This window comes from Pseudomonas sp. GNP012 (assembly GCF_054343835.1).
Map to the genome: position 1 here is coordinate 5,722,124 of NZ_JBTGUU010000001.1, position 23,490 is coordinate 5,745,613.

At 56.8% G+C, this 23,490-nt stretch carries 21 protein-coding genes; 19 read left to right on the forward strand and 2 right to left on the reverse strand.

All coding sequences use genetic code 11. The features are described 5' to 3' along the window. Positions 1 to 62 precede the first annotated feature (62 nt). Positions 63 to 608, reverse strand: coding sequence for a dTDP-4-dehydrorhamnose 3,5-epimerase (gene rfbC, locus ACXX83_RS25940; protein ID WP_458549970.1), 546 nt, complete (start codon positions 606 to 608; stop codon positions 63 to 65). Between the two features lie 258 nt (positions 609 to 866). Here rfbC and ACXX83_RS25945 point away from each other — a divergent pair, with 258 nt between their 5' ends. The 3 genes from ACXX83_RS25945 to ACXX83_RS25955 all read left to right on the forward strand — a co-directional run bounded on the left by ACXX83_RS25945 (position 867) and on the right by ACXX83_RS25955 (position 5,618). Further along, the gene (locus tag ACXX83_RS25945; protein WP_458549971.1) at positions 867 to 3,779 is read left to right on the forward strand and encodes an aminotransferase; all 2,913 of its coding nucleotides are present in this window, start codon (positions 867 to 869) and stop codon (positions 3,777 to 3,779) included. A 275-nt stretch (positions 3,780 to 4,054) separates the two neighbouring features. Continuing rightward, positions 4,055 to 5,161, forward strand: a complete 1,107-nt coding sequence (gene aguA, locus ACXX83_RS25950) for an agmatine deiminase (RefSeq protein WP_458549972.1) — start codon at positions 4,055 to 4,057, stop codon at positions 5,159 to 5,161. Between the two features lie 244 nt (positions 5,162 to 5,405). After that, positions 5,406 to 5,618: a hypothetical protein gene (locus tag ACXX83_RS25955; RefSeq protein WP_217836896.1), complete on the forward strand. Its 213-nt coding sequence runs from the start codon at positions 5,406 to 5,408 to the stop codon at positions 5,616 to 5,618. Positions 5,619 to 5,795: 177 nt separating this feature from the next. On the opposite strand, the gene ACXX83_RS25960 is transcribed toward ACXX83_RS25955, so the two are convergent. Then, the gene (locus ACXX83_RS25960) at positions 5,796 to 7,889 is read right to left on the reverse strand and encodes a TonB-dependent receptor (RefSeq protein WP_458549973.1); all 2,094 of its coding nucleotides are present in this window, start codon (positions 7,887 to 7,889) and stop codon (positions 5,796 to 5,798) included. 263 nt (positions 7,890 to 8,152) lie between these two features. Here ACXX83_RS25960 and ACXX83_RS25965 point away from each other — a divergent pair, with 263 nt between their 5' ends. From ACXX83_RS25965 to ACXX83_RS26040, 16 genes are all read left to right on the forward strand, one after another. After that, complete coding sequence (locus ACXX83_RS25965) at positions 8,153 to 8,824, forward strand: DsbA family protein (RefSeq protein ID WP_458549974.1); 672 nt, start codon at positions 8,153 to 8,155, stop codon at positions 8,822 to 8,824. A gap of 260 nt (positions 8,825 to 9,084) precedes the next feature. Then, the gene (locus tag ACXX83_RS25970) at positions 9,085 to 10,371 is read left to right on the forward strand and encodes an OprD family porin (protein ID WP_458549975.1); all 1,287 of its coding nucleotides are present in this window, start codon (positions 9,085 to 9,087) and stop codon (positions 10,369 to 10,371) included. 552 nt (positions 10,372 to 10,923) lie between these two features. Next, positions 10,924 to 11,145 carry a tautomerase family protein gene (locus tag ACXX83_RS25975; protein WP_008046542.1) on the forward strand — a complete coding sequence of 74 codons (222 nt, stop codon included), beginning with the start codon at positions 10,924 to 10,926 and terminating at the stop codon, positions 11,143 to 11,145. Next, on the forward strand, positions 11,142 to 11,798 hold the full coding sequence (locus ACXX83_RS25980; protein WP_217836900.1) for a DsbA family oxidoreductase: 657 nt from the start codon (positions 11,142 to 11,144) through the stop codon (positions 11,796 to 11,798). The genes ACXX83_RS25975 and ACXX83_RS25980 overlap by 4 nt, the downstream gene beginning before the upstream one ends. Positions 11,799 to 11,842: 44 nt before the next feature. Next, the gene (locus ACXX83_RS25985; protein WP_458549976.1) at positions 11,843 to 12,553 is read left to right on the forward strand and encodes an SDR family NAD(P)-dependent oxidoreductase; all 711 of its coding nucleotides are present in this window, start codon (positions 11,843 to 11,845) and stop codon (positions 12,551 to 12,553) included. 486 nt (positions 12,554 to 13,039) lie between these two features. Next, complete coding sequence (locus ACXX83_RS25990) at positions 13,040 to 14,263, forward strand: hypothetical protein (RefSeq protein ID WP_458549977.1); 1,224 nt, start codon at positions 13,040 to 13,042, stop codon at positions 14,261 to 14,263. Next, positions 14,260 to 14,952 (forward strand): WbqC family protein, encoded by a 693-nt coding sequence (locus ACXX83_RS25995; RefSeq protein ID WP_104451184.1) that lies wholly within the window; start codon positions 14,260 to 14,262, stop codon positions 14,950 to 14,952. Before ACXX83_RS25990 ends, ACXX83_RS25995 begins: the two co-directional genes overlap by 4 nt. Beyond that, on the forward strand, positions 14,949 to 15,890 hold the full coding sequence (locus ACXX83_RS26000; protein ID WP_458549978.1) for a glycosyltransferase family 2 protein: 942 nt from the start codon (positions 14,949 to 14,951) through the stop codon (positions 15,888 to 15,890). Before ACXX83_RS25995 ends, ACXX83_RS26000 begins: the two co-directional genes overlap by 4 nt. Continuing rightward, on the forward strand, positions 15,887 to 16,549 hold the full coding sequence (locus tag ACXX83_RS26005) for an acetyltransferase (RefSeq protein WP_217836905.1): 663 nt from the start codon (positions 15,887 to 15,889) through the stop codon (positions 16,547 to 16,549). The genes ACXX83_RS26000 and ACXX83_RS26005 overlap by 4 nt, the downstream gene beginning before the upstream one ends. A 29-nt stretch (positions 16,550 to 16,578) precedes the next feature. Next, complete coding sequence (locus ACXX83_RS26010) at positions 16,579 to 17,499, forward strand: glycoside hydrolase family protein (RefSeq protein ID WP_458549979.1); 921 nt, start codon at positions 16,579 to 16,581, stop codon at positions 17,497 to 17,499. 5 nt (positions 17,500 to 17,504) lie between these two features. Further along, positions 17,505 to 17,915: a GtrA family protein gene (locus tag ACXX83_RS26015; protein ID WP_217836907.1), complete on the forward strand. Its 411-nt coding sequence runs from the start codon at positions 17,505 to 17,507 to the stop codon at positions 17,913 to 17,915. A 68-nt stretch (positions 17,916 to 17,983) separates the two neighbouring features. Further along, positions 17,984 to 18,787: a class I SAM-dependent methyltransferase gene (locus ACXX83_RS26020; RefSeq protein ID WP_458549980.1), complete on the forward strand. Its 804-nt coding sequence runs from the start codon at positions 17,984 to 17,986 to the stop codon at positions 18,785 to 18,787. A 65-nt stretch (positions 18,788 to 18,852) separates the two neighbouring features. Further along, positions 18,853 to 19,998 (forward strand): dTDP-4-amino-4,6-dideoxygalactose transaminase, encoded by a 1,146-nt coding sequence (rffA, locus tag ACXX83_RS26025; RefSeq protein ID WP_458549981.1) that lies wholly within the window; start codon positions 18,853 to 18,855, stop codon positions 19,996 to 19,998. A gap of 795 nt (positions 19,999 to 20,793) precedes the next feature. Next, a complete protein-coding gene (locus tag ACXX83_RS26030; protein ID WP_458549982.1) occupies positions 20,794 to 21,072 on the forward strand; it encodes a type II toxin-antitoxin system HigB family toxin in 279 nt (92 codons plus the stop codon). Continuing rightward, on the forward strand, positions 21,062 to 22,276 hold the full coding sequence (locus tag ACXX83_RS26035) for an ImmA/IrrE family metallo-endopeptidase (protein ID WP_421147454.1): 1,215 nt from the start codon (positions 21,062 to 21,064) through the stop codon (positions 22,274 to 22,276). The genes ACXX83_RS26030 and ACXX83_RS26035 overlap by 11 nt, the downstream gene beginning before the upstream one ends. Next, positions 22,273 to 23,415, forward strand: coding sequence for a beta family protein (locus ACXX83_RS26040; protein WP_443700803.1), 1,143 nt, complete (start codon positions 22,273 to 22,275; stop codon positions 23,413 to 23,415). Before ACXX83_RS26035 ends, ACXX83_RS26040 begins: the two co-directional genes overlap by 4 nt. Positions 23,416 to 23,490: the final 75 nt, after the last annotated feature.

Sequence of the window (23,490 nt, forward strand, 5' to 3'; positions counted from 1 at the left end):
TATGCCTAGGCTTGCCCGCCTTGGGTCAGCTGCATCTTGAAAGGCGAGTTTCAGCCGGCCTTTCAGGCAAAGACGTCAGCGTCCTTGAAAAACACGCCGGCCTGATCCTTGGCCGACAGTTGCGGCGTGCCTTCGAGTTGCCAGTCGATGGCCAGGTCCGGGTCATCCCAGCGAATGCTGCGTTCGGCCGATGGCGTGTAGTAGTCGGTGGTTTTGTACAGGAACTCGGCAAATTCGCTGAGTACGACGAACCCGTGGGCAAAGCCTTCCGGGACCCAGAGCTGCCGATGATTGGCGGCGGACAGCCGCACGGCGACCCATTTGCCGAAGTGCGGCGAACTGCGACGGATGTCCACGGCGACGTCCAGCACTTCACCGACTGTGACGCGGACCAGTTTTCCCTGGGTATTTTCCAGCTGGTAATGCAGGCCGCGCAGCACACCCTTCTGCGAACGGGAGTGATTGTCTTGAACGAATTCGGTGTCCAGCCCGGTGGCCTCTTTGAACGCCCTGGCATTGAAACTCTCGTAGAAGAAACCACGATCGTCACCAAAGACCTTGGGTTCGAGGATCAGAACACCGGGCAGGTCGGTGGTCACTACATTCATGGTAGGCATCTCCAGATGCATGTGTTTAGGGCCGTCATTCTTGCGCAAAGTGCCATTGGAGGCGAGTGCCAGAACCAAAACCTGTGGGAGCGGGCTTGCTCGCGAACGCGGAGTGACAGGCAACCTGAATGTGACGGACACGCCCTCTTCGCGAGCAAGCCCGCTCCCACAAATGCCCTCATAGCGGCTTGCGGGGGGTTGCGTATCGCCCGAAGCAGTGGCGATATAGGCGCCTAATAAAATTTCAGGGGTTGTTGTATGCCGCTCGCCACGTTGATTCATCGCGCCAGTTTGCCCAGCCCGCAGGTGTCTGCGGAGCAAGCGCTAGAGCTGCTGGAAGAACATTACGGGTTCAGCGGCAGACTGCAGCCCCTCGGCAGCCAGCAAGACCTGAACTACCGCGTCGACAGCGAGCGGGGGCGTTTCGTCCTGAAAATCTGCCGTGGCGACTACTCGGTCGTTGAGCTTCAGGCACAGCATGCCGGGCTCAAGCACTTGGGCGAGCACCCCGATGTCCATGTGCCGCGTGTTATCGCGGCGAAAAACGGTGCAGACCTGCTGTCTCTGGACGTGGGTGGCCAGGCAGTGCACGTTCGTCTGCTCGACTACATCGAAGGCCAGCCGCTGACGAGCCTCGGCCATTTCAACCCGACGGTGGTATCCGGTTTCGGTCGCCTGTGCGGTGAAATGGACCTGGCCCTGGCGGATTTCGACCATCCGGGCCTGGTGCGAACCCTGCAATGGGACGCTCGCCATGCTCACGCCCTGATCGCGCACTTGCTGCCGGTGATCAAGGATGAAGCCCAACGCAAACTGATCGTCGAAGCGTGCGCACAAGCCGAGCGGCATTTGCAGCCGCTGGAAGCCAGGCTGCCGGTGCAGGCCATTCATATGGACATCACCGACGACAACGTGGTGTGGCAGCGCGATGCGCAACGCCATTGGCAACTGCAAGGCGTGATCGATTTCGGTGACCTGGTGCGTACCTGGCGCATTACCGATCTGTCGGTCACCTGCGCCGCGCTGCTGCATCATGGCGAGGGCGATCCGTTCTGCATTTTGCCGGCAATCCAGGCTTACCACGCAGTCAATCCTTTGCAACACGAAGAGCTGCTGGCGCTGTGGCCGCTGATCGTCGCCCGTGCGGCGGTGCTGGTGCTCAGTGGCGAACAGCAGGTCAGCATCGATCCGGGCAATGCCTACAGTCGCGATAACCTGGTCCATGAATGGGAAATCTTCCGTGTGGCCACGTCGGTGCCGTTGGCATTGATGGAAGCGGCGATCCTCACCGCTGTCGGCCACAGTCTTCCGGCCATTGGCAGTGAAGGCTTTGCGCCGCTGTTGCCAAGCCTGGTGGGGCGTGAGTTCGCCTTGATCGACCTGGGGGTGCTCAGCCCGCATTTCGAGGCCGGGAACTGGGAGCAGGAGGGTGTCGATCAGCGCTTGCTGGATGAAGCCGCCGCAGCTCATGGCCTGGCGGCCAGTCGATATGGACAGTACCGCCTGTCCCACACCCGCCCGGACAGTGCCACCGAACCGGACACTTGCCCCTTGCACGTTGAACTGCGTGTACCTCAGGGCACGACGGTCGAAGCACCGTTTGCCGGTGTGGTGCACCACCCGTCGGTGGGCGTGCTGCAACTGGACGGCCCGCAATTGAGTGTGCGGCTTTGGGGTGTCACGCCGTCGCTGCACAGCGGCGCGGCACTGGTCAAAGGCCAGGTACTGGGTTCGGTCAGCGGGCCGTTGATCGTGCAGTTGAGCCGTGGCGCGTCGATCGATGCCCCGTTGTTCTGCACACCATCGCGCGCCGCTGCCTGGCAGGCACTGTGCCCATCACCTGCAGCACTGCTGGGGCTGGCCTGTGATGCCGAAGCAGAACTCGACGGCGCGACCTTGCTGGCCCGGCGTGACGCCAGTTTCGCCCGAACGCAAAAACATTATTACGTCGACCCGCCGCGCATCGAGCGTGGCTGGCGCAACCATTTGATCGACATGCAGGGGCGTTCCTACCTCGACATGCTCAACAACGTCGCGGTATTGGGCCACGGTCATCCGCGCATGGCGGCGGTCGCCAGTCGCCAGTGGTCGTTGCTCAACACCAACTCGCGTTTCAACTACGCGGCCGTGGCCGAGTTTTCCGAACGCTTGCTGAAACTGTCCCCTGACGGCATGGACCGCGTGTTCCTGGTCAACAGCGGCAGCGAGGCCAACGACCTGGCGATTCGGCTGGCGTGGGCCTACAGCGGCGGCCGCGACATGCTCAGCGTGCTGGAGGCCTATCACGGCTGGACGGTGGGCGCGGACTCGGTGTCGACCTCGATTGCCGACAACCCCAAGGCCTTGAGCAGCCGCCCGGACTGGGTACACCCGGTGACCGCGCCAAACACTTACCGCGGTGAATTCCGTGGCCCCGACAGTGCGCCGGATTATGTGCGCAGCGTCGAGCACAACCTGGCGAAAATCGCCGAACAGAAACGCCAACTGGCCGGTTTCATCTGTGAACCGGTGTACGGCAATGCCGGCGGTATCTCGCTGCCACCGGGCTATTTGAAGCAAGTCTATGGCATGGTCCGGGCCCAGGGCGGCGTGTGCATCGCCGACGAAGTGCAGGTCGGCTACGGACGCATGGGCGATTTCTTCTGGGGCTTCGAAGAGCAAGGTGTGGTGCCGGACATCATCACCATGGCCAAAGGCATGGGCAACGGCCAGCCATTGGGCGCGGTCATCACCCGCCGGGAAATCGCCGAGGCGCTGGAGGCCGAGGGTTATTTCTTCTCCTCCGCCGGTGGCAGCCCGGTCAGTTGCCAGGTCGGCATGGCCGTGCTGGATGTGATGGAAGAGGAAAAACTCTGGGAGAACGCTCAGGTCGTTGGCGGCCACTTCAAGCAGCGCCTGGAAGCGTTGATCGATATTCATCCGTTAGTGGGCGCGGTGCACGGTTCCGGTTTCTACCTGGGCGTCGAGTTGATCCGCAACCGCGACACCCTGGAGCCGGCCACCGAGGAAACCACCACACTGTGCGATCGTTTGCGGGAACTGGGGATCTTCATGCAGCCGACCGGCGATTACCTGAACATCCTCAAGATCAAGCCGCCGATGGTCACTTCGCGCCAGAGCGTGGATTTCTTCGTGGACATGCTGTCGAAGGTGCTCGCAGAAGGTCTGTAAACACATTCCCTCTGTGGGAGCGAGCTTGCTCGCGATAGCGGTCTTTCAGTCGAAAAATCTGTGACTGGAATGGCCTCATCGCGAGCAAGCTCGCTCCCACAGAGGTGGTGGTGTTAATTCGATTGATATCGGCTTTTTGTCGATTATTTTTGTAGCTACGGATTGGCGGTGCTTTAAAAGCCGATATTTATCGGATATAAAGTGACCAGTCCACGGCGTGTATCCATGCGCTTTCTTTTCTGTCAGGCATCAACGCCACTCCGGAGTCCTGAGTCATGACCACGTTGAGCAGCACCCCTCGCGCCGACGGCTTCTACATGCCAGCCGAATGGGCACCCCAAACCCAGACCTGGATGATCTGGCCCGAGCGCCCGGACAACTGGCGCCTGGGTGGCAAACCGGCACAGGCCGCGCACGTGGCCGTGGCCAAGGCCATCGCCCGTTTCGAGCCGGTCACCGTGGCGGTTTCCGCCGGCCAGTACGAAAACGCACGTGCCCGTCTGGATGTGCCGAATATTCGCGTAGTGGAAATGTCCAGTGACGACGCCTGGGTTCGCGATTCAGGTCCGACTTTCGTCATCAATAACAGTGGCGAAGTCCGTGGCGTGAACTGGGACTTCAATGCCTGGGGCGGTTTTGACGGCGGCCTGTATTCGCCGTGGAACCGTGACTCGCAGGTCGGCGGCAAGATCCTCGAGATCGAACGCAGCCCGCGTTACCGCACCGAAGGCTTCGTACTTGAAGGCGGTTCGATTCACGTCGACGGCGAAGGCACGCTGATCACCACCGAAGAGTGCTTGCTCAACCGCAATCGCAACCCGCACATGAACCGCGAAGAAATCGAAGCGGTCCTGAGTGCGAACCTGGCTGTGGATAAAATCATCTGGCTGCCGGATGGCTTGTTCAACGACGAAACCGACGGCCATGTGGATAACTTCTGCTGCTACGTGCGTCCGGGTGAAGTGCTGCTGGCCTGGACCGATGATCCGCAGGACCCGAACTACCCGCGCTGCCAGGCGGCGATGAACGTGCTGCAAAGCAGCACCGACGCCAAGGGTCGCCCGTTCACGGTGCACAAAATGCCGATTCCGGGCCCGCTGTTTGCGACCGAGGAAGAATGTGCCGGAGTCGATCCGGTAGATGGTACTCAGGAACGTAACCCGACTGTTCGTCTGGCCGGTTCCTACGTGAACTTCCTGATCGTCAACGGCGGCATCATCGCGCCATGCTTTGACGACCCGCAGGATGGCCCGGCAAAGGAAATCCTGCAGAACCTGTTCCCACAGCATGAAGTGGTGATGGTGCCTGGTCGTGAACTGTTACTGGGGGGCGGCAATATTCACTGCCTTACCCAGCAGCAACCCGCGCCACACAAGGAGTGAGTGAGGTCGTAACATCTTGAGTTGATTGCGAAATTTCTCAACCTGTAAATCAACCTCCCGCAATTCGCAGAGCCCGCAGCCCTTCAGGGTTGCGGGCTTTTTTGTATCCGCGAGGCCACACTTCAGACACCTTGGCACAGCTCTTGTATCTCTGTTGTTGTAACTCGGGGAGGGGGAGAACTTCGATGTTCTGTCATAAACCTTGGATAAGTTAGCCGCTCACAAACCGGGAGAGAGCGCTGAAATGAACGCCGAAGTGGACGTAGTGAGCGACAAGGCGTTGCATCCCCTGGCCGTAAACAGCGAATCGCTCCAGATTCTGGCGCAGTGGTTCAAGTCCAATGGAATGCGTCAGATCAGTGAAACTGATCCGCGCCGGACGATGATCGAGCGTTACCCTGCTGGTTTATTCAGCGAAGCGGAACTGGATGCGTTGTGGGATGTAATGGAAGGATAAGAAGAACAACAACGGATTGATCAAGAAAAAGCGCTGCCGGGATGGCAGCGCTTTTTTTTTCAGCACACGGAACCCTGTGGGAGCGGGCTTGCTCGCGAAAGCGGTGTGTCAGTAACATTGCCATTGGCTGACACGACGCCTTCGCGAGCAAGCCCGCTCCCACAGGTGATCGGTGTTTTAAAAGCTGTAGGTACCCGTCACCACCAAGCTACGCGGTGCCCCAGGCTGGATCTGGAATGCACTGGTCGCCGATGAGTAATACGTCTTGTCGCTGATGTTGTTCAGCGCCGCGCGCAAATCCCAATCTTTCTGACGGAAGCCCGCCAAGGCGTCCCAGCGGCCATAACCCGGCAACACGACGGTGTTGAGGTTGTCGGCATAGCGGTCACCAACCAGGGTCAAACCGGTTTCGGCATACCAGCCCATTTCCGGTTTCCAGGTCAGGAACAGGCTGCCGTTGTGCTTGGCCACGTTGTTGATGCGCTTGCCTTCCAGGCCGTTGTTGTCCTTTTCGATGGTTGCGTCCTGCAGACCCACGCCACCGCGCACGTACCAGTTGCCGGTAATTCTGCCGGCAGCGGTCAGCTCGATGCCGCGAGAACGTTGCAGCCCGGAGAGCAGGGTAATGGTCGGGTTGTTCGGATCGCTGGTGCGGCGGTTGTAGAGCTCCAGCTCGTAGATGGCCAGCGTGGTGCTCAGGCGATCATCGAGCCAGTCACTCTTGACCCCGATTTCCTTCTGCCTGGTCAGCTCGGGGCTCAGGTCATTGCTGTTACCGGCCGCACCCGGGGTGATGCCGATCAAGCCACCACCGACCGGCGAGAACGTCTTGCTCCAGGACGCGTAGAAGGAGTGATTTTGCAGCGGCGTCCAGACCACGCCAACGCGAGGGCTGGTGCTATGGCTATCACTGTCTTCGGAAATGTTGCGCACCTTGTTGGTCGACTCGATATCGAACGTGTCGTAACGCAGGCCGGCGAGCAACTGCCATTGATCGTTCAGGCGCAGTTGATCCTGCACATACACCGCACGGCTCTCGACCTCGGTATGGGTGTTGCTCGACACCACCATGCGCCCGGTATGACGCAAATTGCGGTCGGGGGCGTACAGGTCCAGCGCCGGCACCGGGGAGCTGCCCGGCCCGGAAGTGGCGGCGGTGTACAGCAGCGGGTCGCGGCGCTGGCTGCCGATCTCGATGCCGGTGAGCAAGCGGTGCTCCAGGCCGAAAGTATCGAAGCCACCTTCCAGCTCGACGTTGTTGTAGACATTGCGGGTATTCAGGTCCTGCTGCCAGTGCTGGCGCGTGACCTTGTTGCTGGCCGGGACATAGCCGCTCAAGTAAGTATTGTCGAAATCGCTGTCGAGCTTGAACACACCCAGAGTCTGGCGCAGCTGCCAGTTGTCGCTCAGTTCATAAGTGAGTTTCGAACGCAGGGATTGCGCCTTGTCGTCGATGAAATCGTTTTCACTGCCGTAGGTGGTATCGCGTCCTACGTCGGCCGGGCGGCCGTTTACACCGGGGATGCCACGATCCGGCGTGCGGTTGTAGCGGCTGTATTCGTACTGCACCAACCAGTTCAGGTCGGGTGTCAGCTGCCAGCTCATCGAGGGTGCGAACAGCTGGCGATTGCCACTCACGCCATCGCGGAAGCTGTTCTCGTCCATGTTACCCATGTTCAGGCGCAGGCTGATGTTTTCGGAAGGATCGGTACTGAGGTCGGCATACAGACTGCGCAAGTCCTCGCTACCGCCCTGGGCTTCAAGGGTCGAGCGGCGACCGAACTCGGGCAGTTTGCTTACCCGGTTGACGATCCCGCCCTGGCTGCCACGGCCATACAACACGGCGGCCGGGCCTTTCAGGACGTCGATGCGTTCGATGTTGTGCAAGTCGCGCACGTACTGGCTGTCGTCGCGGATGCCATCGAGGTAGAAATCGTTGCTGGCGTCGAAACCGCGGATGCGCAGGCTGTCGAAGCGTGTGTCGGCGCCGCTGCTGACGTTGGGGATGCCACTGAGCGCCGTGCCCAGATCGTTGGTGCCGTAATCCATCACGTTCGAGGTTTTGATCGAATCGATGGCTTGTGGCACGTAGCGCACCGGCGTGGCGGTCCGGGTCGCCGTGTTGGTTTCTGTCACGCGCGGGTCGTCGGCTTCAGTTTCGGCGCTGATCGATGTGGCAGGCAGGGTGGTCGGTGCAGCGAAGGAAAAACCGGCAGACAACAAGGCAGAGAGCCCAAGGCTGTAGGGCGCAAGGCGAAAAGGGGCAGGCATTGAAGAGCGCATCCGTGGGATTTTTAGGTTGAAGCATCTGGAGGGCGCGAATAGTAATGCTTGTCATTTACTGTTGTTAGTGCTTATTGAGAGCTTTTCTCATTTGATTGTTTCGAATTATTTCTGAGTTGATACAAAGGGTTTGTGCAGTCATTCGACCGATTCAAGCAACAGACTGAAAGCTGATCCGGCGTTTTTCCGAAACCGCTGTGGCACTAATCTGCCGACATCGAATTTTCCTGAATGTCTGTCGGAGCTTTCCCATGATCCTGCATTACATCTACGATCCGTTGTGCGGTTGGTGCTACGGCGCCAAACCGCTGGTGCAAGCCGCCCAGGCTGTGTTGCCCGTGCTTGCCCACGGCGGCGGCATGATGACAGGAGCCAATCGGCAAAAGGTTTCGCCACAACTGCGCAGTTACGTCATGCCCCATGACCGGCGCATTGCCGAATACAGCGGGCAGCCGTTCGGTGAAGCTTATTTCGAAGGTTTGCTGCGAGATCACAGTGCCGTGTTCGATTCGGCTCCACCCATCGCTGCGGTGCTGGCGGCCGAGCAAATGGCAGGTCGCGGGTTGGAGTTGTTGGGGCGTTTGCAAAGTGCTCACTACGTGGAAGGGCGCCGCATCGCCGACGAGTCGGTACTGCTTGAACTGGCCCACGGTATGGGGTTGGAGCCTCAAGCCTTCGAAAGAGCCTTCGGGGCAGCCGACACCGAAGGCCATATCAAGGACAGCCGGGCTTTGCTGGCCAAGGTGGGCGGGCAGGGTTTTCCGACCCTGGTGCTTGAACACAATGGCCAATTCACCCTGATCGATATCGGGCCATGGCTGGGCAAACCCCAGGCATTTGCGCAATGGCTGGGTCAGTCGCTGCCGGAGCAGCACTCATCCAATACCGTAGCAGCCTGTGGTCTCGAAGGCTGCGTCGATTGAATATTCCTGCCGCGTAAAGCAGTTTCTTAGACGTTTTTCGCCTGTTTTTAGAAGATTCATGAAATTGACACATCGTCAAAGGCGCGGCTACGATTCGGCCCAACGCCTGTGGCCGACCGCCACGACTCAAAAACAATAAAAGGCCCGCCGCGAGAAATCGTGGGCGGGCCTTTTTGTTTTCGCCTTGAAATAAGAGCGCAATAGCGCCGTTTCGGCCATTCGACACAGCGCGTATCAACCGTATCAAGGAAAAAAACAAAATGTTGAACAAGAGAATCAGCCTGATTGCTCTGGGGATGTTGAGCGCTACACAGGCCATGGCGAACGACCAGGCCGAATCAAAGGGTTTCGTTGAAGACAGCAGCCTCAAAGTGCTGCTGCGCAACGCCTACATCAACCGTGACTACAAAGACGGCAACCCGGATAAATCCGAGTGGGGCCAGGCGGCCATCGGCACGTTCTCGTCCGGCTTCACCCAGGGCACCGTGGGTGTGGGCGTCGACGCTTTCGGCCTGTACGCATTGAACCTGGAGCGCAGCGAAGACCGTAGCGGCGCGCAAGGCATCGATTTCTTCAAAAAGGGCGACAGCGGCCAGCCGGCGGACGACCTGTCCAAGGGCGGCGCAGCGATCAAGTTCCGCCTGTCCAGCACCACCCTGACCTACGGCGACCAGATGCCGGCCCTGCCGGTGCTGAGCTACGACAACTCGCGCCTGCTGCCGGAAAGCTACACCGGCACCCTGATCACCTCCAGGGAGATCAAAGGTCTGCAACTGGACGCCGGGCGCTTCACCGCCGAATCGCGTAAAAGCGCTGAAGGCCGTGACAGTGGTGGCTTGAAGTCGATCAACGTATTGGGCGGTAGCTACCAGTTCACCGAACAATTCAAGGCCGCGCTGTACGCTTCCGACGTCGAAGACGTGCTGAAGAAGCAATACGTGAACGCCAACTACGTGTTCCCGATCGACAAGGATCAGTCCCTGGCCCTGGACTTCAACGGCTACCGCACCAAGCTGGACGATTCCTACGTCCGCGAAAACGCTATCACCGGCGACGACAACAAAATCTGGAGCCTGGCGGCCACCTTCATCACCGGCCCGCACTCGTTCACCCTCGCGCACCAGCGCAGCACCGGTGACAGCAACCTGGGCTACGCCTACGGCGGCTACCAGAAAGATCAAGGTCGCGTTGGCGACGGTGGCAACACCATCTACCTGGCAAATTCCTACTGGTCCGACTTCAACGCCGAAGACGAACGCAGCTGGCAGCTGGGCTACGGCCTGGACTTCAGCACCTTCGGTGTACCGGGCCTGAGCTACAACTTCGCCTACGTACGCGGTGACAACATCACCACCTCCACCAGCGAAGGCGGCACCGAGCGCGAGATCTTCAACCAGATCAAATACGTCGTCCAAAGCGGCCCGGCCAAAGACCTCAGCGTGAAACTTCGCAGCTCGGTCCTGCGCGTGTCGCAGAAGTCGAGCGAGTACAACGTGAGCGGCAACGAAGTGCGTGTGTTTGTGGATTACCCGATCAATATCTTCTGATGATGGGGTGTGGTGTCGAGGCCTGATCAGAGGCTGAGAAAGAAAAAGCCCCGACTGGTTCGGGGCTTTTTTGTGGGCATAAAAAAAGCAACCGATAAGGCTGCTTTTTAAAAGAGGTCTCACCCGGGCGCTGATTTTCAGGTCATCAACGGGGTTCCTAGCGCCGACTATCGCCACCTGATGGCAGTTGGTTTCGCGCTAGAGGATATCGAACAAATCAGTTTCAGAAGGACTTGCTGGCGTCTGTTCGCGAAATGAATGAGAGCCGCGTCAGCCCTATCGCGGAGGGTAAGCCTTAACAATGCATTCGCGCTTCAACGCGAACGTGTCGCCCGCAGCGACATGTCCCGAAGACGTGTCGCAAAAAGTGGAAAATTGCGACACGTAAGCAAATGGACGACAGAAAAAACGGCATAGAGTCCTACAGTAATCATTACACCACGTAACGAATGAAGTTCCCGCCCCCACCTTTATCCCCTCCCGCCAACCCCATACATTCATCTCCAACGCCTCTCCCATCATCCCGACGGGAAGGTCACTGGAGTTGCCCTCATGCCTTTCGTAACTGTACGCATCACCCGCGATGGCGTTACCACTGAGCAGAAAGCTCAGGTGATCGCCGAAATCACTGAAACCCTGGAACGCGTTCTCAACAAGCGCCCTGACCTGACCCACATCGTGATCGAGGAAGTCGACACCGATAACTGGGGTTACGCCGGAATTACCACCACCCAGTACCGCAAGCAACTGGCCGAGGCGGAGGGGCAGTCATGACGTCCTCCGTCACCATCGATTTCATTTCCGATGTGGTGTGCCCCTGGTGCGCGCTGGGGGCGACGGCGCTGGAGCAGGCGATCGAGAACGTGGCCGGGGAAGTCTCGGTCGAGCTGACCTACAAGCCGTTCGAATTGAACCCGAACATGCCGGCTGAAGGTGAGCCAGCGGTCGAGCACCTGATGCGCAAGTACGGGAGAACCGCCGCCGACGTCGCCGCCGGCAAGGCCATGCAGATCACTCGCGGCGAGGCCATCGGCTTCAAATTCGATCTGGAGAAGCGCACGCACTTCTACAACACCTTTGATGCACACCGTTTGTTGCTGTGGGCGTTGCAGGAAGGGCGGCAAGTCGAGCTGAAGAAGGTCCTGCTGCGGGGCTATTTCAGTGAAGGCCAGAACCCGAGCGATCACCAGGCACTGGTGAGTCTGGCGACTGAAGCGGGGCTGGACGGTGCAGCTGCACAAGGGGTGCTGGCGTCCGGTGCGTTCGCCGCTGAGGTGCGGGAGCTTGAAGCGTACTACCAGCAGCGCGGCATCAATTCGGTGCCGGCCATGGTGCTGAACGGTCGCCACCTGGTGTCCGGCTCGCAATCGGTCGAGTACTACGAACAGATGTTGAGAGAAATGGCCAAGGCACCGGCCGACGCCTGATTACAGATTTTCTACCCCACTTTTAATTGTCAGAGGTCTTCATCATGAGCATTTCGAAAAAAGTCATCGTAATCACCGGCGCGTCACAAGGTCTCGGCGACGGTATGGTCAAAGCCTTTCGTGAACTCGGTTACCGGATCGTCGCCACTTCGCGCTCGATCAAGCCATCCACCGATCCGGACATTCTCACCGTGGCCGGTGACATCGGCGAGCCGGAAACTGCCCAGCGCGTCATCCGTGAAACGATGTCCCGTTTCGGTCGCATCGATACCCTGGTCAACAACGCTGGGATCTTCATCGCCAAGCCGTTCACCGCATACACGGCAGAAGACTACGCCAATGTGTTGTCGGTGAACGTCAATGGCTTCTTCTACATCACTCAACTCGCCATCGCCGAGATGGAAAAGCAAGGCAGCGGCCACGTCGTCAACATCACCACCAGCCTGGTGGATCACGCCATCGACGGTGTGCCATCGGTCTTGGCTTCGCTGACCAAGGGCGGCCTTAACGCAGCAACCAAATCCCTGGCGATCGAATACGCCAAGCGCGGAATCCGGGTGAACGCGGTCAGCCCGGGCATCATCAAGACCCCGATGCACGGCGCAGAAACCCATGAAGCACTGGGCAATCTGCACCCGGTCGGGCACATGGGCGAGATAGACGATATTGCGCAGGCGGTCGTGTATCTGGACGGCGCCAAGTTTGTTACTGGCGAAATCCTGCACGTGGATGGCGGGCAGAGTGCAGGTCACTGAGGCCTGATTTTCCGGACGACAGAAACAACAAAGCCCTCGTATTTCTACGAGGGCTTTGTTTTGTAGGGGGCAGGCACCAGGAATCGCCCCCGGGAACTAGTGAATACAAGCGGCTTGTCCCGGCGTTTTTCCATGATTCGCCAGATAACTAAAACCAGAAAAATCCGTTGTATACGAAACAAGGAAAAGACCATTGGCAGCTTCGCCAACACCCGCCCACGACTGGAAAAGTACGATGAATCAATTCGCCATTCTCCGGGAGGAGCGCTTCACCAGACCGTACATCTAGATTATGATCGCGCTGCCGCCTGACCGTAATCCTCTATAACTACGGGCCATTCCCCCGATCGCTACCCGATTCTTACCTCGTTTGGCAGCAAATGCCGCGTTGGGCCTCCCGCACTGGCACCAATTATCCCAAGCGTATTGCGAATATCAGAAAAGATGATCTTTATAAAAAATAATAAGCTTTTCTCCTGCTTATACTTGCTGGCAGTCGTCATAACCATCGGCGTGGTGTACTCCCTGGGCTTCCGGGAAGCGGCAAGCCAGATTGCGATCGCGCCCGAGCGCCTGAGAAACTTCACGTTCCCCATCTGGGAGCAACACGCTTTTTCGCAGCACGGTTTTCTCGTCTTCTATTCGATGGAGGACTACGCAAAAAAGATCGCGTATTCCAACCACTCCACGGCTTATCTGTTCTACATGTACGCCCTCTATAAAGTGGAAATGTATGTGTCGGCCTTACCGATGAGAGTGACAGGGGCTTTCCTGAACATTATTTCGCTGGCAGGCGTTACGTTCTTTTTTCTGTCCCGTCTGGTGGAAAAGCGCCTGGCATTCGGTCAGGGACTGCTGATTCTGTTATCGGTCGTATTCATGGTGTCGATACCGGGATTCTGGATTACTTCGGCCAGATTCAACGTCGACAATACGTTCCCATTGATATTTGCGTTTCAGGCGCTGGCTGCGTTCTTGATCTGGAAAAATCCGGAACGGTCCGCAGCGGTCATGACAGTGATCGTGTTGTTTGCCGTGTTTTCTCCGATCTCGGCAGCGTTGCTGGGCCTCGCCTTGATGGTTTGGGCATGCCGCAGCGACGGTCTCGACAGACGGATGTGTCGTCTGGCATTGGTGGCCATCGTGGCGGCCGTTGCCTTCTATCTGCCGTCCCCGCTGATATCGAAGGCACTGGGTTTCACCTCGTCCAACAGCGGCTGGCTGTTTCGCGCTGGCCTGGATGGCGACACCACTTATTTCACCAACGTCGTGAAGTCGGTACTTGTTCCGCAGTTCCCGCGGCCATTTGCGACCATTGCCGTGCCGATCCTGTTCCTGGTAGCCCAGTTGGCCTGTTTGCGCATGATCAAACGGCGTGAACCTGCCGGCGTTGCGGCACCGACGGGGACCTCCCCGTTGGCCGGCATCGGCCTGTTCTACTTCCTGCTTTTTTCGCAATACGTGATGACCAGCCTGCTGTGGCCGCAGGCCGTTGCCATTCATCCGTACCTGTATGACTACCTGCTGATGGCACCGGTGTTCGTCGCGATTGTTCTGAATTTTGCGTTCAAACCTTCACCGGTTGCGTTGCGTTTCTGGGCGCTGGTGCTGTTGTTCTGCATTTCCTTCCATCTCCAGCAGGTCGCGCAGGCAAAATGCCAGGGGTGTTACTTCCCGGGCGCCTGGGACGCGAGCATCAAGCAGCCATGAAGACCGTCGCCATTCTTCAGTCGAACTACATACCCTGGAAGGGCTATTTCGACATGATCGCTGCGGTCGATGAGTTCATCCTCTACGACGACATGCAGTTCACCAAGAACGACTGGCGCAATCGCAACCAGATCAAGACGCCGCAAGGCGTCCAGTGGCTCAGTGTGCCTGTCGGGCAAGGCATCAGCCGCCGCATTCGCGATGTCGAGCTGGCCCCTGCCTGGCAGGTCAAGCACTGGAAAACGCTGCAGAGCAACTATCGGCGCGCGCCTTTCTTCGATGAGGTCGCCCAGTGGCTCGAGCCGCTCTATCTGGCGGAGACCCACACGGGCCTGTCGTCGATGAACCGCAAGTTCATGGAAGCGATTTGCCGATACATCGGTATTGAAACCCGCATTACCAATTGCTGGGACTATATGTCTGCCGGCGACAAAACCCGGACCGCCCGCCTGGTGGACCTTTGTCAGCAGGCCGGTGCGACGCAATACCTGTCGGGGCCGGCGGCAAAGGACTACATCGAGGCGCCGCTGTTCGACGACGCCGGCATTGCGCTGCAATGGTTCGATTACGCCGGCTTCCCCGAGTATCCGCAACTCTGGGGGGAATTCACCCATGGCGTCACCGTCCTGGATCTGCTGTTCAATTGCGGCAAAGACGCGCGCCGTTACATGAGGCATGTCAAAGCATGAAGCTGTCCATCGTCGCCACGCTTTACCGCTCGGCCAAGTTCATCGAGGAGTTCCATCTCCGTGCAAGCCAGGCGGCACAACAACTGGTCGGAGACGATTACGAGATCGTACTGGTCAACGACGGCTCGCCCGATTCAAGCCTGGAGCTGGCCGTCCAGTTGAGCGAAGCCGATCACCACGTGGTGGTGGTCGATCTCTCGCGCAACTTCGGCCACCACAAGGCCATGATGACGGGCCTGCGACATGCCCGCGGTGAACGTGTCTTCCTGCTCGATAGCGACCTGGAGGAAGATCCGACATGGTTGCTCTCGTTCAGCGAGCAGATGGAGCGCGAAAAGGCCGATGTGGTCTACGGTGTCCAGCAGCAGCGAAAAGGCAAGCACTTCGAGCGCTGGACCGGGCGGGTGTTCTACAAACTCTTCCGGTTCCTCAGCGGGCTGGATATGCCCGACAATATCGTCGTCGCCAGGCTGATGACGCGCCGCTATGTGGACGCGCTGATTCAGCACGACGAACGCGAGTTGTTCATGGCGGGGCTGTGGGTGATCACCGGCTTCGATCAGCGTGCGCAGACCATCGACAAGCGCAGTCGTGACGAGACGACCTACACACTGGGAAAGAAAGTGGCGCAACTGGTCAATTCGATTACTGCCTTCAGCAGTGCGCCGCTGGTGGGAATCTTCGTGGTGGGCTGCGCGATCTTCCTGCTGTCGGCCGCCTACACGAGCTATCTCGTCGTCAACTGGCTGCTCCTGGCGAACCCACCCAGCGGCTATACGTCGCTGATGGCTTCGATCTGGCTGCTCGGCGGCCTGATCATCGCATTCGTCGGCGTGGTCGGGATTTATCTCGCCAAGATCTACTCCGAAGTCAAACAGAGACCCTACACTATCGTCCGGAACGTCTACCGTCAGGCTGAGACGCGGAGCATCGAATGAAAAAACTCATTATTTTTGGTCTCACCGACGCCGCCGAGCTCGCACTCTATTATTTTTCCAACGACTCCGACTATCAGGTCGAGGCGTTTGCCGTCGATCCCGCCTACATGCCGGCCGACAAGAGCTTCATGGGATTTCCGGTGGTGGCATTCGATGAAGTCGCCCAGATCTACCCGCCAGACCGGTATGTCTTTTTCGTCGCGCTCGGCTATTCCAAGCTCAACCAGATCCGCAAGGAAAAATATCTGGCAGTCAAGGCGCTGGGCTACGAAATGGTCAGCTACATCAGTTCGCGAGCCTCGGTGCTGACAGAGGACATCGGCGAGAACTGCTTCATCCTGGAAGACAATACCGTTCAGCCCTTCGTGCGCATCGGCAACAACGTGACCCTGTGGAGCGGCAACCACGTCGGACATCATTCGCGTATCGAGGACCACTGTTTCCTGGCCTCGCACATCGTCGTATCCGGCCGTGTGACGATCGGGGAAAGCTGTTTTCTCGGCGTCAACGCGACCCTTCGCGATCACGTCACCATCGGCGAGAAATGCATCATCGGCGCCGGCGCCCTGATTCTTGGAGATGCCGCTGCCGAAGGCGTATACGTCGGACAAGCCACCGAACGGTCGCGCGTACCGAGTACCCGCGTCAGGAACATCTGAAGACCCTCATCATTGGCGTGAGAAATCCCATGTGGAAAAAACTAGGCAAGATATTTTGCGCAGAAGGGCAGAGCGATTGGTTGTATTCTCACGCGATGATTCCCATTGCTGAGCAGGTGAACGGCGACCTGTATCGCATCTATTTCTCATCGCGTGACAAGAATAATCGCGGACACGGCGGCTTCCTCGAGATCGACATGCGGGACCCGACCAAGGTCTTGCGCGTCCATCCGGATCCGGTCCTCGAACCGGGCGACCTCGGATGTTTCGACGACAGTGGCGCCTTGCCCAATTCGATCGTCAACGTCGGTGGCCGCAAGCTGCTGTACTACACCGGGATCAACCTGGGCGTAACGGTGAAGATCCGCAACTCCATCGGCCTGGCCGAATGGAACGAGGCCACCCAGCGCTTCGAGAGGCTGTTCCGCGGCCCCGTCATCGACCGCACCCGCGATCTTCCTCACTTCGTCGCCACCCCTGAGGTGCAGTTCGAGGCCGGACGATTCAGGGCCTGGTTCACCTCCTGTGTGCGATGGGAGCAAGGCCCTTCGGAAGCGAAGCACTTCTACCATCTCGAGTATGCCGAGTCCGCCGACGGGATCGAGTGGGAGCGCAACGGCATGGTTGCCATCGGGTTCCGTGACGAACACGAGTACGCCCTGGGTGTGCCGCGCGTGCTCAAGGATGCGGACATGTACCGGATGTGGTTCTGCTCCCGGGCCACAAAAGACTGTCCCACCTACCGGATCCGCTACGCGACCTCGTCCGATGGTGTGCAATGGACGCGGCACGATGAGCAGGTGGGAATCGACGTATCGGAATCGGGTTGGGATTCGGAGATGATCTGTTACCCGTTCGTCTTCGATCATGCCGGTCGACGCTACATGCTTTATAACGGCAACGGCTATGGCAAGACGGGTTTCGGGATTGCCGTCTGGGGAGATGAGTGATTCTAATGCAGCGCTGGCGGCCCGTGATCAGACCCATTCTCCGTTACGCAGTCGTCGGCGTCGCCTGCAATGCCATCGGTTATGCGGCCTACCTTGCATTGACGTGGCTGGGCATCCCATTCAAGCTGGCCATGAGCTTCCTGTACGTGATTGGCATCTGCATCAGCTTCCTGGGCAACCGCAACTGGGCGTTCGAGCATCGCGGCAACGTCGTGGGGACGGCATGGCGCTTCGGTCTGGCGCACGCAGCCGGCTATTTGCTCAACCTCGCCTTGCTGACGGTGTTCGTCGACAAGCTGGGATATCCTCATCAGTGGGTCCAGGCCGCTGCCATTTTCGTTGTAGGAGGTTTCTTGTTCGTCGTCTTCAAGCTATTCGTCTTTCGTCATGACCAACCACATGGGAACCAGGCGTGAAGATCTGTTCTGAATGCGAGACGCCGTATGCCTCGGAGCAATGGACTTGTGCCCAGTGTGGACATCAGGTGGCTCGAAAGAACGGTTTTGCCGCGTTTGCGCCAGAACTCGAGGACAAGCAGGAGGGCTTCAAGGCCGATTTCTACGAGACCTACGCGCATCTTGAAAGCGGCCATTTCTGGTTCCGGGCGCGCGGCAGGTTGATTACATGGGCGCTGACGAAATATGCGCCGCGCATGCGTTCATTTCTGGAAATCGGGTGCGGTACCGGCTTCATTCTGAGTCGGGTCGCCGTGGCGTTTCCCAAGGCCAGGTTGCTTGGCAGCGAGATGTTCTCGACCGGGCTGAAGTTTGCCTCCTCTCGCTTGCCCGGCGTGGAGTTCGTACAGATGGATGCACGCGATATCCCTTACATCGACGAGTTCGAAGCGATTGGCGCGTTCGATGTCATCGAGCACATCGAGGCGGATACCGTGGTGCTCCAGCAGATGCACCGTGCCCTGAAGCCCGGGGGAATCATGCTGTTGACCGTGCCCCAGCATCAGTGGCTGTGGAGCCAGGTGGATGAATATTCCTGCCACGTGCGGCGCTACGATGCCGCCGATCTGCATCGCAAGGTGGAAGAGGCGGGGTTTTCCGTTGTGCGCAGCACATCGTTCGTCTCGTTACTGCTGCCGGCGATGATGATTTCACGCGGCGCCAAGAAGCAACAGCGGGGCGATACGAGCGAGACCGCCGAATTAGCGGTACCCAAGGCGCTCAATATGCTGTTTGGTTTCGTGATGTGGCTGGAGTGTTTGCTCATCAAGGTGGGAGTGAGTTTTCCGGTCGGTGCTTCCAGGCTGCTTGTCGTCCGGAAAAAGAGTGGATGACCCCACTTTGCATAACGACGTTATGTCTAGTTCGACCCGACTAAAATCTGCGTGCGAAGGCCCAAATGGCGGAAGACAAAAAGATCCAGTTCAATCGCCCCTACATGACGGGGAAAGAACTTTATTACATCGCTGAAGCCAAGTTCGGCAATATCCTTGCCGGCGATGGCCCGTTCACCAAGCGGTGCCATGAATGGTTGACCGAACGTACCGGTTCGAGCAAGGCCTTGCTGACCCACTCGTGCACGGCAGCGCTGGAAATGTCCGCGTTGTTGCTGAACATCGAGCCGGGCGACGAAGTCATCATGCCCTCGTTCACGTTCGTTTCCACGGCCAATGCCTTCGTTTTGCGCGGCGGCGTGCCCGTGTTCGTCGATATCCGTCCGGATACCCTGAACCTGGATGAGACGCTGATCGAGGCGGCCATCACGCCGCGCACCAAGGCAATCGTGCCGGTTCATTATGCGGGCGTGAGTTGCGAGATGGATACGATCATGGAGATCGCCCAGCGTCACAACCTGAAGGTGGTCGAGGATGCGGCGCAGGGGGTCATGGCCGCTTACAAGGGCCGGGCTCTGGGCAGTATCGGGGACTTCGGCGCCTTCAGCTTCCATGAGACCAAGAACGTCATTTCGGGCGAGGGCGGCGCATTGCTCGTCAATGATCCTGGGTATGTGTCGCGCGCAGAAATCATCCGCGAAAAAGGCACTGACCGTAGCCGTTTCTTCCGCGGCGAGGTCGACAAATACACTTGGCAGGAAGTCGGGTCGTCATTCCTTCCAGGGGACGTGACTGCCGCGTTTCTCTGGGCGCAGCTGGAAGAGGCCGAACACATCACGCAGTCGCGGCTGGCCATCTGGCAGCGGTATCACGAATTGCTGGCGCCGCAGGAAACCAGCGGGGCACTGCGCCGCCCTATCGTGCCGGCCGACTGCCAGCACAACGCGCACATGTACTACGTGCTGCTTCCCGCAGACGTGCCGCGACAACCGGTGCTCGATGGCCTCAAGCGAGAGGGTATCAATTCGGTCTTCCATTACGTGCCCCTGCACTCATCGCCGGCTGGCCAGCGTTACGGCCGTGTCCATGGCGCCATGGACAACACGGTGAGCCTCTCGGAACGCTTGTTGCGACTGCCGCTGTGGGTCGGTATGTCGGACGAGCAGCAGGAACGTGTGGTGGACGTCTTGCGGGACGAACTGTGTCGTTGATTCGACAGGCACTCTTGCCGGTGCTCGGCACGATCCCGAGGCCGAGTTTTATCGCCGCAGCTTTCGGCTCGGTGCGTTCTTTGTAGCCCAGGAAGGTCAAGTACTGCGCCAGTGTGGGTGGGGAGTCCTTTCGGCGTAAAACCAGCGCGGGAGCCCACCCAGCAGTGCAGCGCGGTGCCAGTCAAAAGGCTGTCGCCAGCTCCAATCAACTGAGAAGCTGTGACCAAATCGGGTATGAAACCCCAGAAACGAAAAAGGCCCACCGTAAGGTGAGCCTAAGTCGTTGTTCTATATGGTGCGGCACCAGACGAACGGTAGCTTTTGGCGAGGCCAGGTTTCCTGCGGGTTTAGACGTCGGTGGAAAATTTGGCGTACCCCGACCAGTAACTATAAATAAATCAGCTAGTTATGGATCTTGTTGGAGTCGAAGCCGGTACGTCATCCACGTCTCATCTTTAAAAGGCGTCTACCAAATCTCATGTTTTCTATAGCGTTCCAGAAGATGTCCATAGCCACCTACGACACAGACTTTTATAGATTTTTTCGTTTGATTCCAAGCGTATGTCATGACATGACGGCGTGAAAATTTTGAGTCTGTTGATCCCCCACACTCTGAATCCTCTGCGACTTTCTCTAACCATCCACCTCCATATCCCCCCACAGATTCAGCAGCTTGTTGGGGGTGATGATAAAACGCTACCATGAAGATACTCATGGTGTTCCCGTTTTGGGAATTTATGCGGTTGACGCGCGTTCGGAAGGGATTTATATTGATCCCAAATTGGGAACATTACTATGCATCTGGTTGGTAAGGACATGCTCGATAGGTTGAGAGGGCGCGGACCAGAAATCGACACGTGGGTCAGCGCATGGGTAGCTGAAATTATCCATGCGGTGTGGACGCAGGAAGCTGATCTCTTTGATCAATTTCCCTCGGCAAGAGAGCGGAAGACCGGTGTTTTTATTTTTGAAGTGAATTTAGCAAAGTGCTGGTTAGAGGTGAAAATTGTGTTTCCTCAAAAAATCGCGCTCATAACCGCGCTATTAGGTGCAGAAGAAATTGATGGACACTAAGGTCATAAGAACAGAAGAACAGCACCGAGCTTATCTGAGTGAGGTGGATAGGCTGATGTCAATGATGCCTAAACCTGGTTCTTCGGAAAGTAATCGCCTTGAGGTCCTGATTCTTCTTATTGAGGATTATGAGAATAAAAAACATCCGATTGATGCCCCCGACCCAATCGATGCAATTCTGTTTAGGATGCACGAAAGAAATTTAAAACAAGCGGATCTGATTCCTTACTTTGGTACTAGGAGCAGGGTGTCAGAAGTTCTGGGTCGCAAACGCCCGCTGACTGTTCCTATGATAAAAGCTCTTTCAGTTGGATTGGGGATTTCGGCAGAGACCTTACTTGGATTGTCCCATACAGAAGAAAAAAAATCGACGGACGAAGTTGACTGGTCTCGATTCCCAGTGAAAGAAATGGTCGCTAGGGGATGGATTGATAAAGCTATAGGTAAAGCTTCCAAAACTACTGAAGAGACGCTTCGGGAATTCGTGTCACTTATAGGATGGCAGTTTGGGGAGGCCGCATTCAGGCGTACGCCATTAGGTGATGCATACTCACCGACTACCAAATATTCTTTGTATGTATGGCTTCTTAGAGTTATTCAGCGCGCTAGAGAGAGTAGCCATCTTTTAGGTGCATTTGACCAAAGTAAGCTGTCGAGTTCATTTTTGAAGGATTTGGCCCAGCTAAGTTGGTTTGAAAATGGACCTCTCCTTGCTATCGAGTTCCTTAAAAAACATGGTATAGCAGTGATAATTGAGCCGCATCTGAAGGGTACCATGTTAGATGGTGCCGCATTGAAGGATGTAGACGGAACCCCCGTGATAGGCTTGACACTTAGGTACGACCGATTAGATAACTTCTGGTTCACGTTGCTTCACGAAGTTGCGCATATATGGAAGCATATAGGAAATGAAGAGGCTTTCCTGGATGATTTAGATGCTTCTTCAGAAGACAGAAGAGAAGCGGAAGCAAATCGAATAGCAAGAGAGGCCTGTATCCCTAGGGTAACTTGGAAACGCTCCGGCGCCTATTTGGACCCCAGCAGAGAAAATATAGATAAGTTATCCAGAGAATTAAAAATACATCCTGCGATCATCGCAGGGAGAATCCAACGAGAAAAAGAAAACTACCAGTTGTTTTCTGATTTGTTGGGGCGTGGTGAAGTTAGAAAACTACTTTCTAATCATTCTAATGGTGAGTTATGAAACTTGTTTACGTCCCAATTTTGAAAGCAAAACTCGGTGAGCTCACCGCTCTTGCAGAGCTAAAGAAGTTCGCAGCGGAGAAAGTTATACCTTGGTTCGATATTTCACCAGTTAACGACGATAAGCTTGAAAAGCTTAGCGGTCAGCTGTTTCCTCCAATTGAATCCTACTTGAGCGGTATTGCTGCGGAGATCTCCACGGTTTGGAAGACTCGTGAAATTTTCTTAGATATGCCGAAGTGGTCTACCAGTGCTCAAACAGAGGGTGGCGAGCATGTGATTCCATTTCTACGGAATCAGTTGGAGTCATTTCGTGTCACAGCTAATCTAGTTGTTGATTATGTTCGATGGGATGATCCTGTTTACGTTAATGCGCTTCGTGGGGCTCGGCTAGCCTCTGGGTGTGATTTTGTTCTGCGCCTTGTTATGGATTCGGATACGGTGGAGGAACTCTCGGAGGAAGAATTTGTATTAGAGCGTCTGAGCGAGATAACTGATACTTTGGATCTTGATCCGCTCCTGGTAATGGTTATGATCGATTTTGGAGACGTATCTTCTCAAAAGCACACTGTGCCTGACATTATATTTAAGTCGGAAAAAGCAATAGCCCTGTTAAAAAGAGCTGGATTTAATAATTTTAGGGTGGCTGGGTGTTCACTTCCTGCTTTCATATCTTCCGCGATTAAAGACAAAAATAGCACCGGCTTAGTTCTTAGGAAAGAGATGTCAGCATGGAGATCTCTTATTGTGCAACCTGGATTAGAGTCGCTAGGTTTCAGTGATTATGGCATCCGCGGGCCTAATTCCAAAGAAACAGGTGGGCCTTCACATGCGAACGGAAAGATCCGTTATACAATTGATAAGGAGATATTCATCGCTAGAGGTTACCCTTTGACAGAGGGCCTCAAAGGTGCCCAGCATCAGGAGCTTGCAAGGTTAGTTATTGCATCAGGGCACTGGGCTAAAGAAAAGTTTAGTTGGGGAGACAATGAGATTCTCCGTTGCAGCCAAGGTGAGTTTTCGGGGACGTCTTCAGATTGGATATCTATTGATACCAATCACCATATACACTCGGTTGTGCGCGAAGTAATAGAGTATAAAGAACTTGTTGCTGCTAAACATGCAAGGCAACCTGTGTGAGGTCGTTATTTTAATCCATTAGTAATTTATCCCTCAGACGGTTAGCTGAGGGGGATGTTTTTTAGAGTTTTTCAT

Excerpts from the sequence above, each read along its gene's own strand:
- rfbC (WP_458549970.1), bottom strand. The coding sequence starts at position 608 with ATGAATGTAGTGACCACCGACCTGCCCGGTGTTCTGATCCTCGAACCC.
- ACXX83_RS25945 (WP_458549971.1), top strand. The coding sequence starts at position 867 with ATGCCGCTCGCCACGTTGATTCATCGCGCCAGTTTGCCCAGCCCGCAG.
- aguA (WP_458549972.1), top strand. The coding sequence starts at position 4,055 with ATGACCACGTTGAGCAGCACCCCTCGCGCCGACGGCTTCTACATGCCA.
- ACXX83_RS25955 (WP_217836896.1), top strand. The coding sequence starts at position 5,406 with ATGAACGCCGAAGTGGACGTAGTGAGCGACAAGGCGTTGCATCCCCTG.
- ACXX83_RS25960 (WP_458549973.1), bottom strand. The coding sequence starts at position 7,889 with ATGCCTGCCCCTTTTCGCCTTGCGCCCTACAGCCTTGGGCTCTCTGCC.
- ACXX83_RS25965 (WP_458549974.1), top strand. The coding sequence starts at position 8,153 with ATGATCCTGCATTACATCTACGATCCGTTGTGCGGTTGGTGCTACGGC.
- ACXX83_RS25970 (WP_458549975.1), top strand. The coding sequence starts at position 9,085 with ATGTTGAACAAGAGAATCAGCCTGATTGCTCTGGGGATGTTGAGCGCT.
- ACXX83_RS25975 (WP_008046542.1), top strand. The coding sequence starts at position 10,924 with ATGCCTTTCGTAACTGTACGCATCACCCGCGATGGCGTTACCACTGAG.
- ACXX83_RS25980 (WP_217836900.1), top strand. The coding sequence starts at position 11,142 with ATGACGTCCTCCGTCACCATCGATTTCATTTCCGATGTGGTGTGCCCC.
- ACXX83_RS25985 (WP_458549976.1), top strand. The coding sequence starts at position 11,843 with ATGAGCATTTCGAAAAAAGTCATCGTAATCACCGGCGCGTCACAAGGT.
- ACXX83_RS25995 (WP_104451184.1), top strand. The coding sequence starts at position 14,260 with ATGAAGACCGTCGCCATTCTTCAGTCGAACTACATACCCTGGAAGGGC.
- ACXX83_RS26000 (WP_458549978.1), top strand. The coding sequence starts at position 14,949 with ATGAAGCTGTCCATCGTCGCCACGCTTTACCGCTCGGCCAAGTTCATC.
- ACXX83_RS26005 (WP_217836905.1), top strand. The coding sequence starts at position 15,887 with ATGAAAAAACTCATTATTTTTGGTCTCACCGACGCCGCCGAGCTCGCA.
- ACXX83_RS26010 (WP_458549979.1), top strand. The coding sequence starts at position 16,579 with ATGTGGAAAAAACTAGGCAAGATATTTTGCGCAGAAGGGCAGAGCGAT.
- ACXX83_RS26015 (WP_217836907.1), top strand. The coding sequence starts at position 17,505 with ATGCAGCGCTGGCGGCCCGTGATCAGACCCATTCTCCGTTACGCAGTC.
- rffA (WP_458549981.1), top strand. The coding sequence starts at position 18,853 with ATGGCGGAAGACAAAAAGATCCAGTTCAATCGCCCCTACATGACGGGG.
- ACXX83_RS26030 (WP_458549982.1), top strand. The coding sequence starts at position 20,794 with ATGCATCTGGTTGGTAAGGACATGCTCGATAGGTTGAGAGGGCGCGGA.
- ACXX83_RS26035 (WP_421147454.1), top strand. The coding sequence starts at position 21,062 with ATGGACACTAAGGTCATAAGAACAGAAGAACAGCACCGAGCTTATCTG.
- ACXX83_RS26040 (WP_443700803.1), top strand. The coding sequence starts at position 22,273 with ATGAAACTTGTTTACGTCCCAATTTTGAAAGCAAAACTCGGTGAGCTC.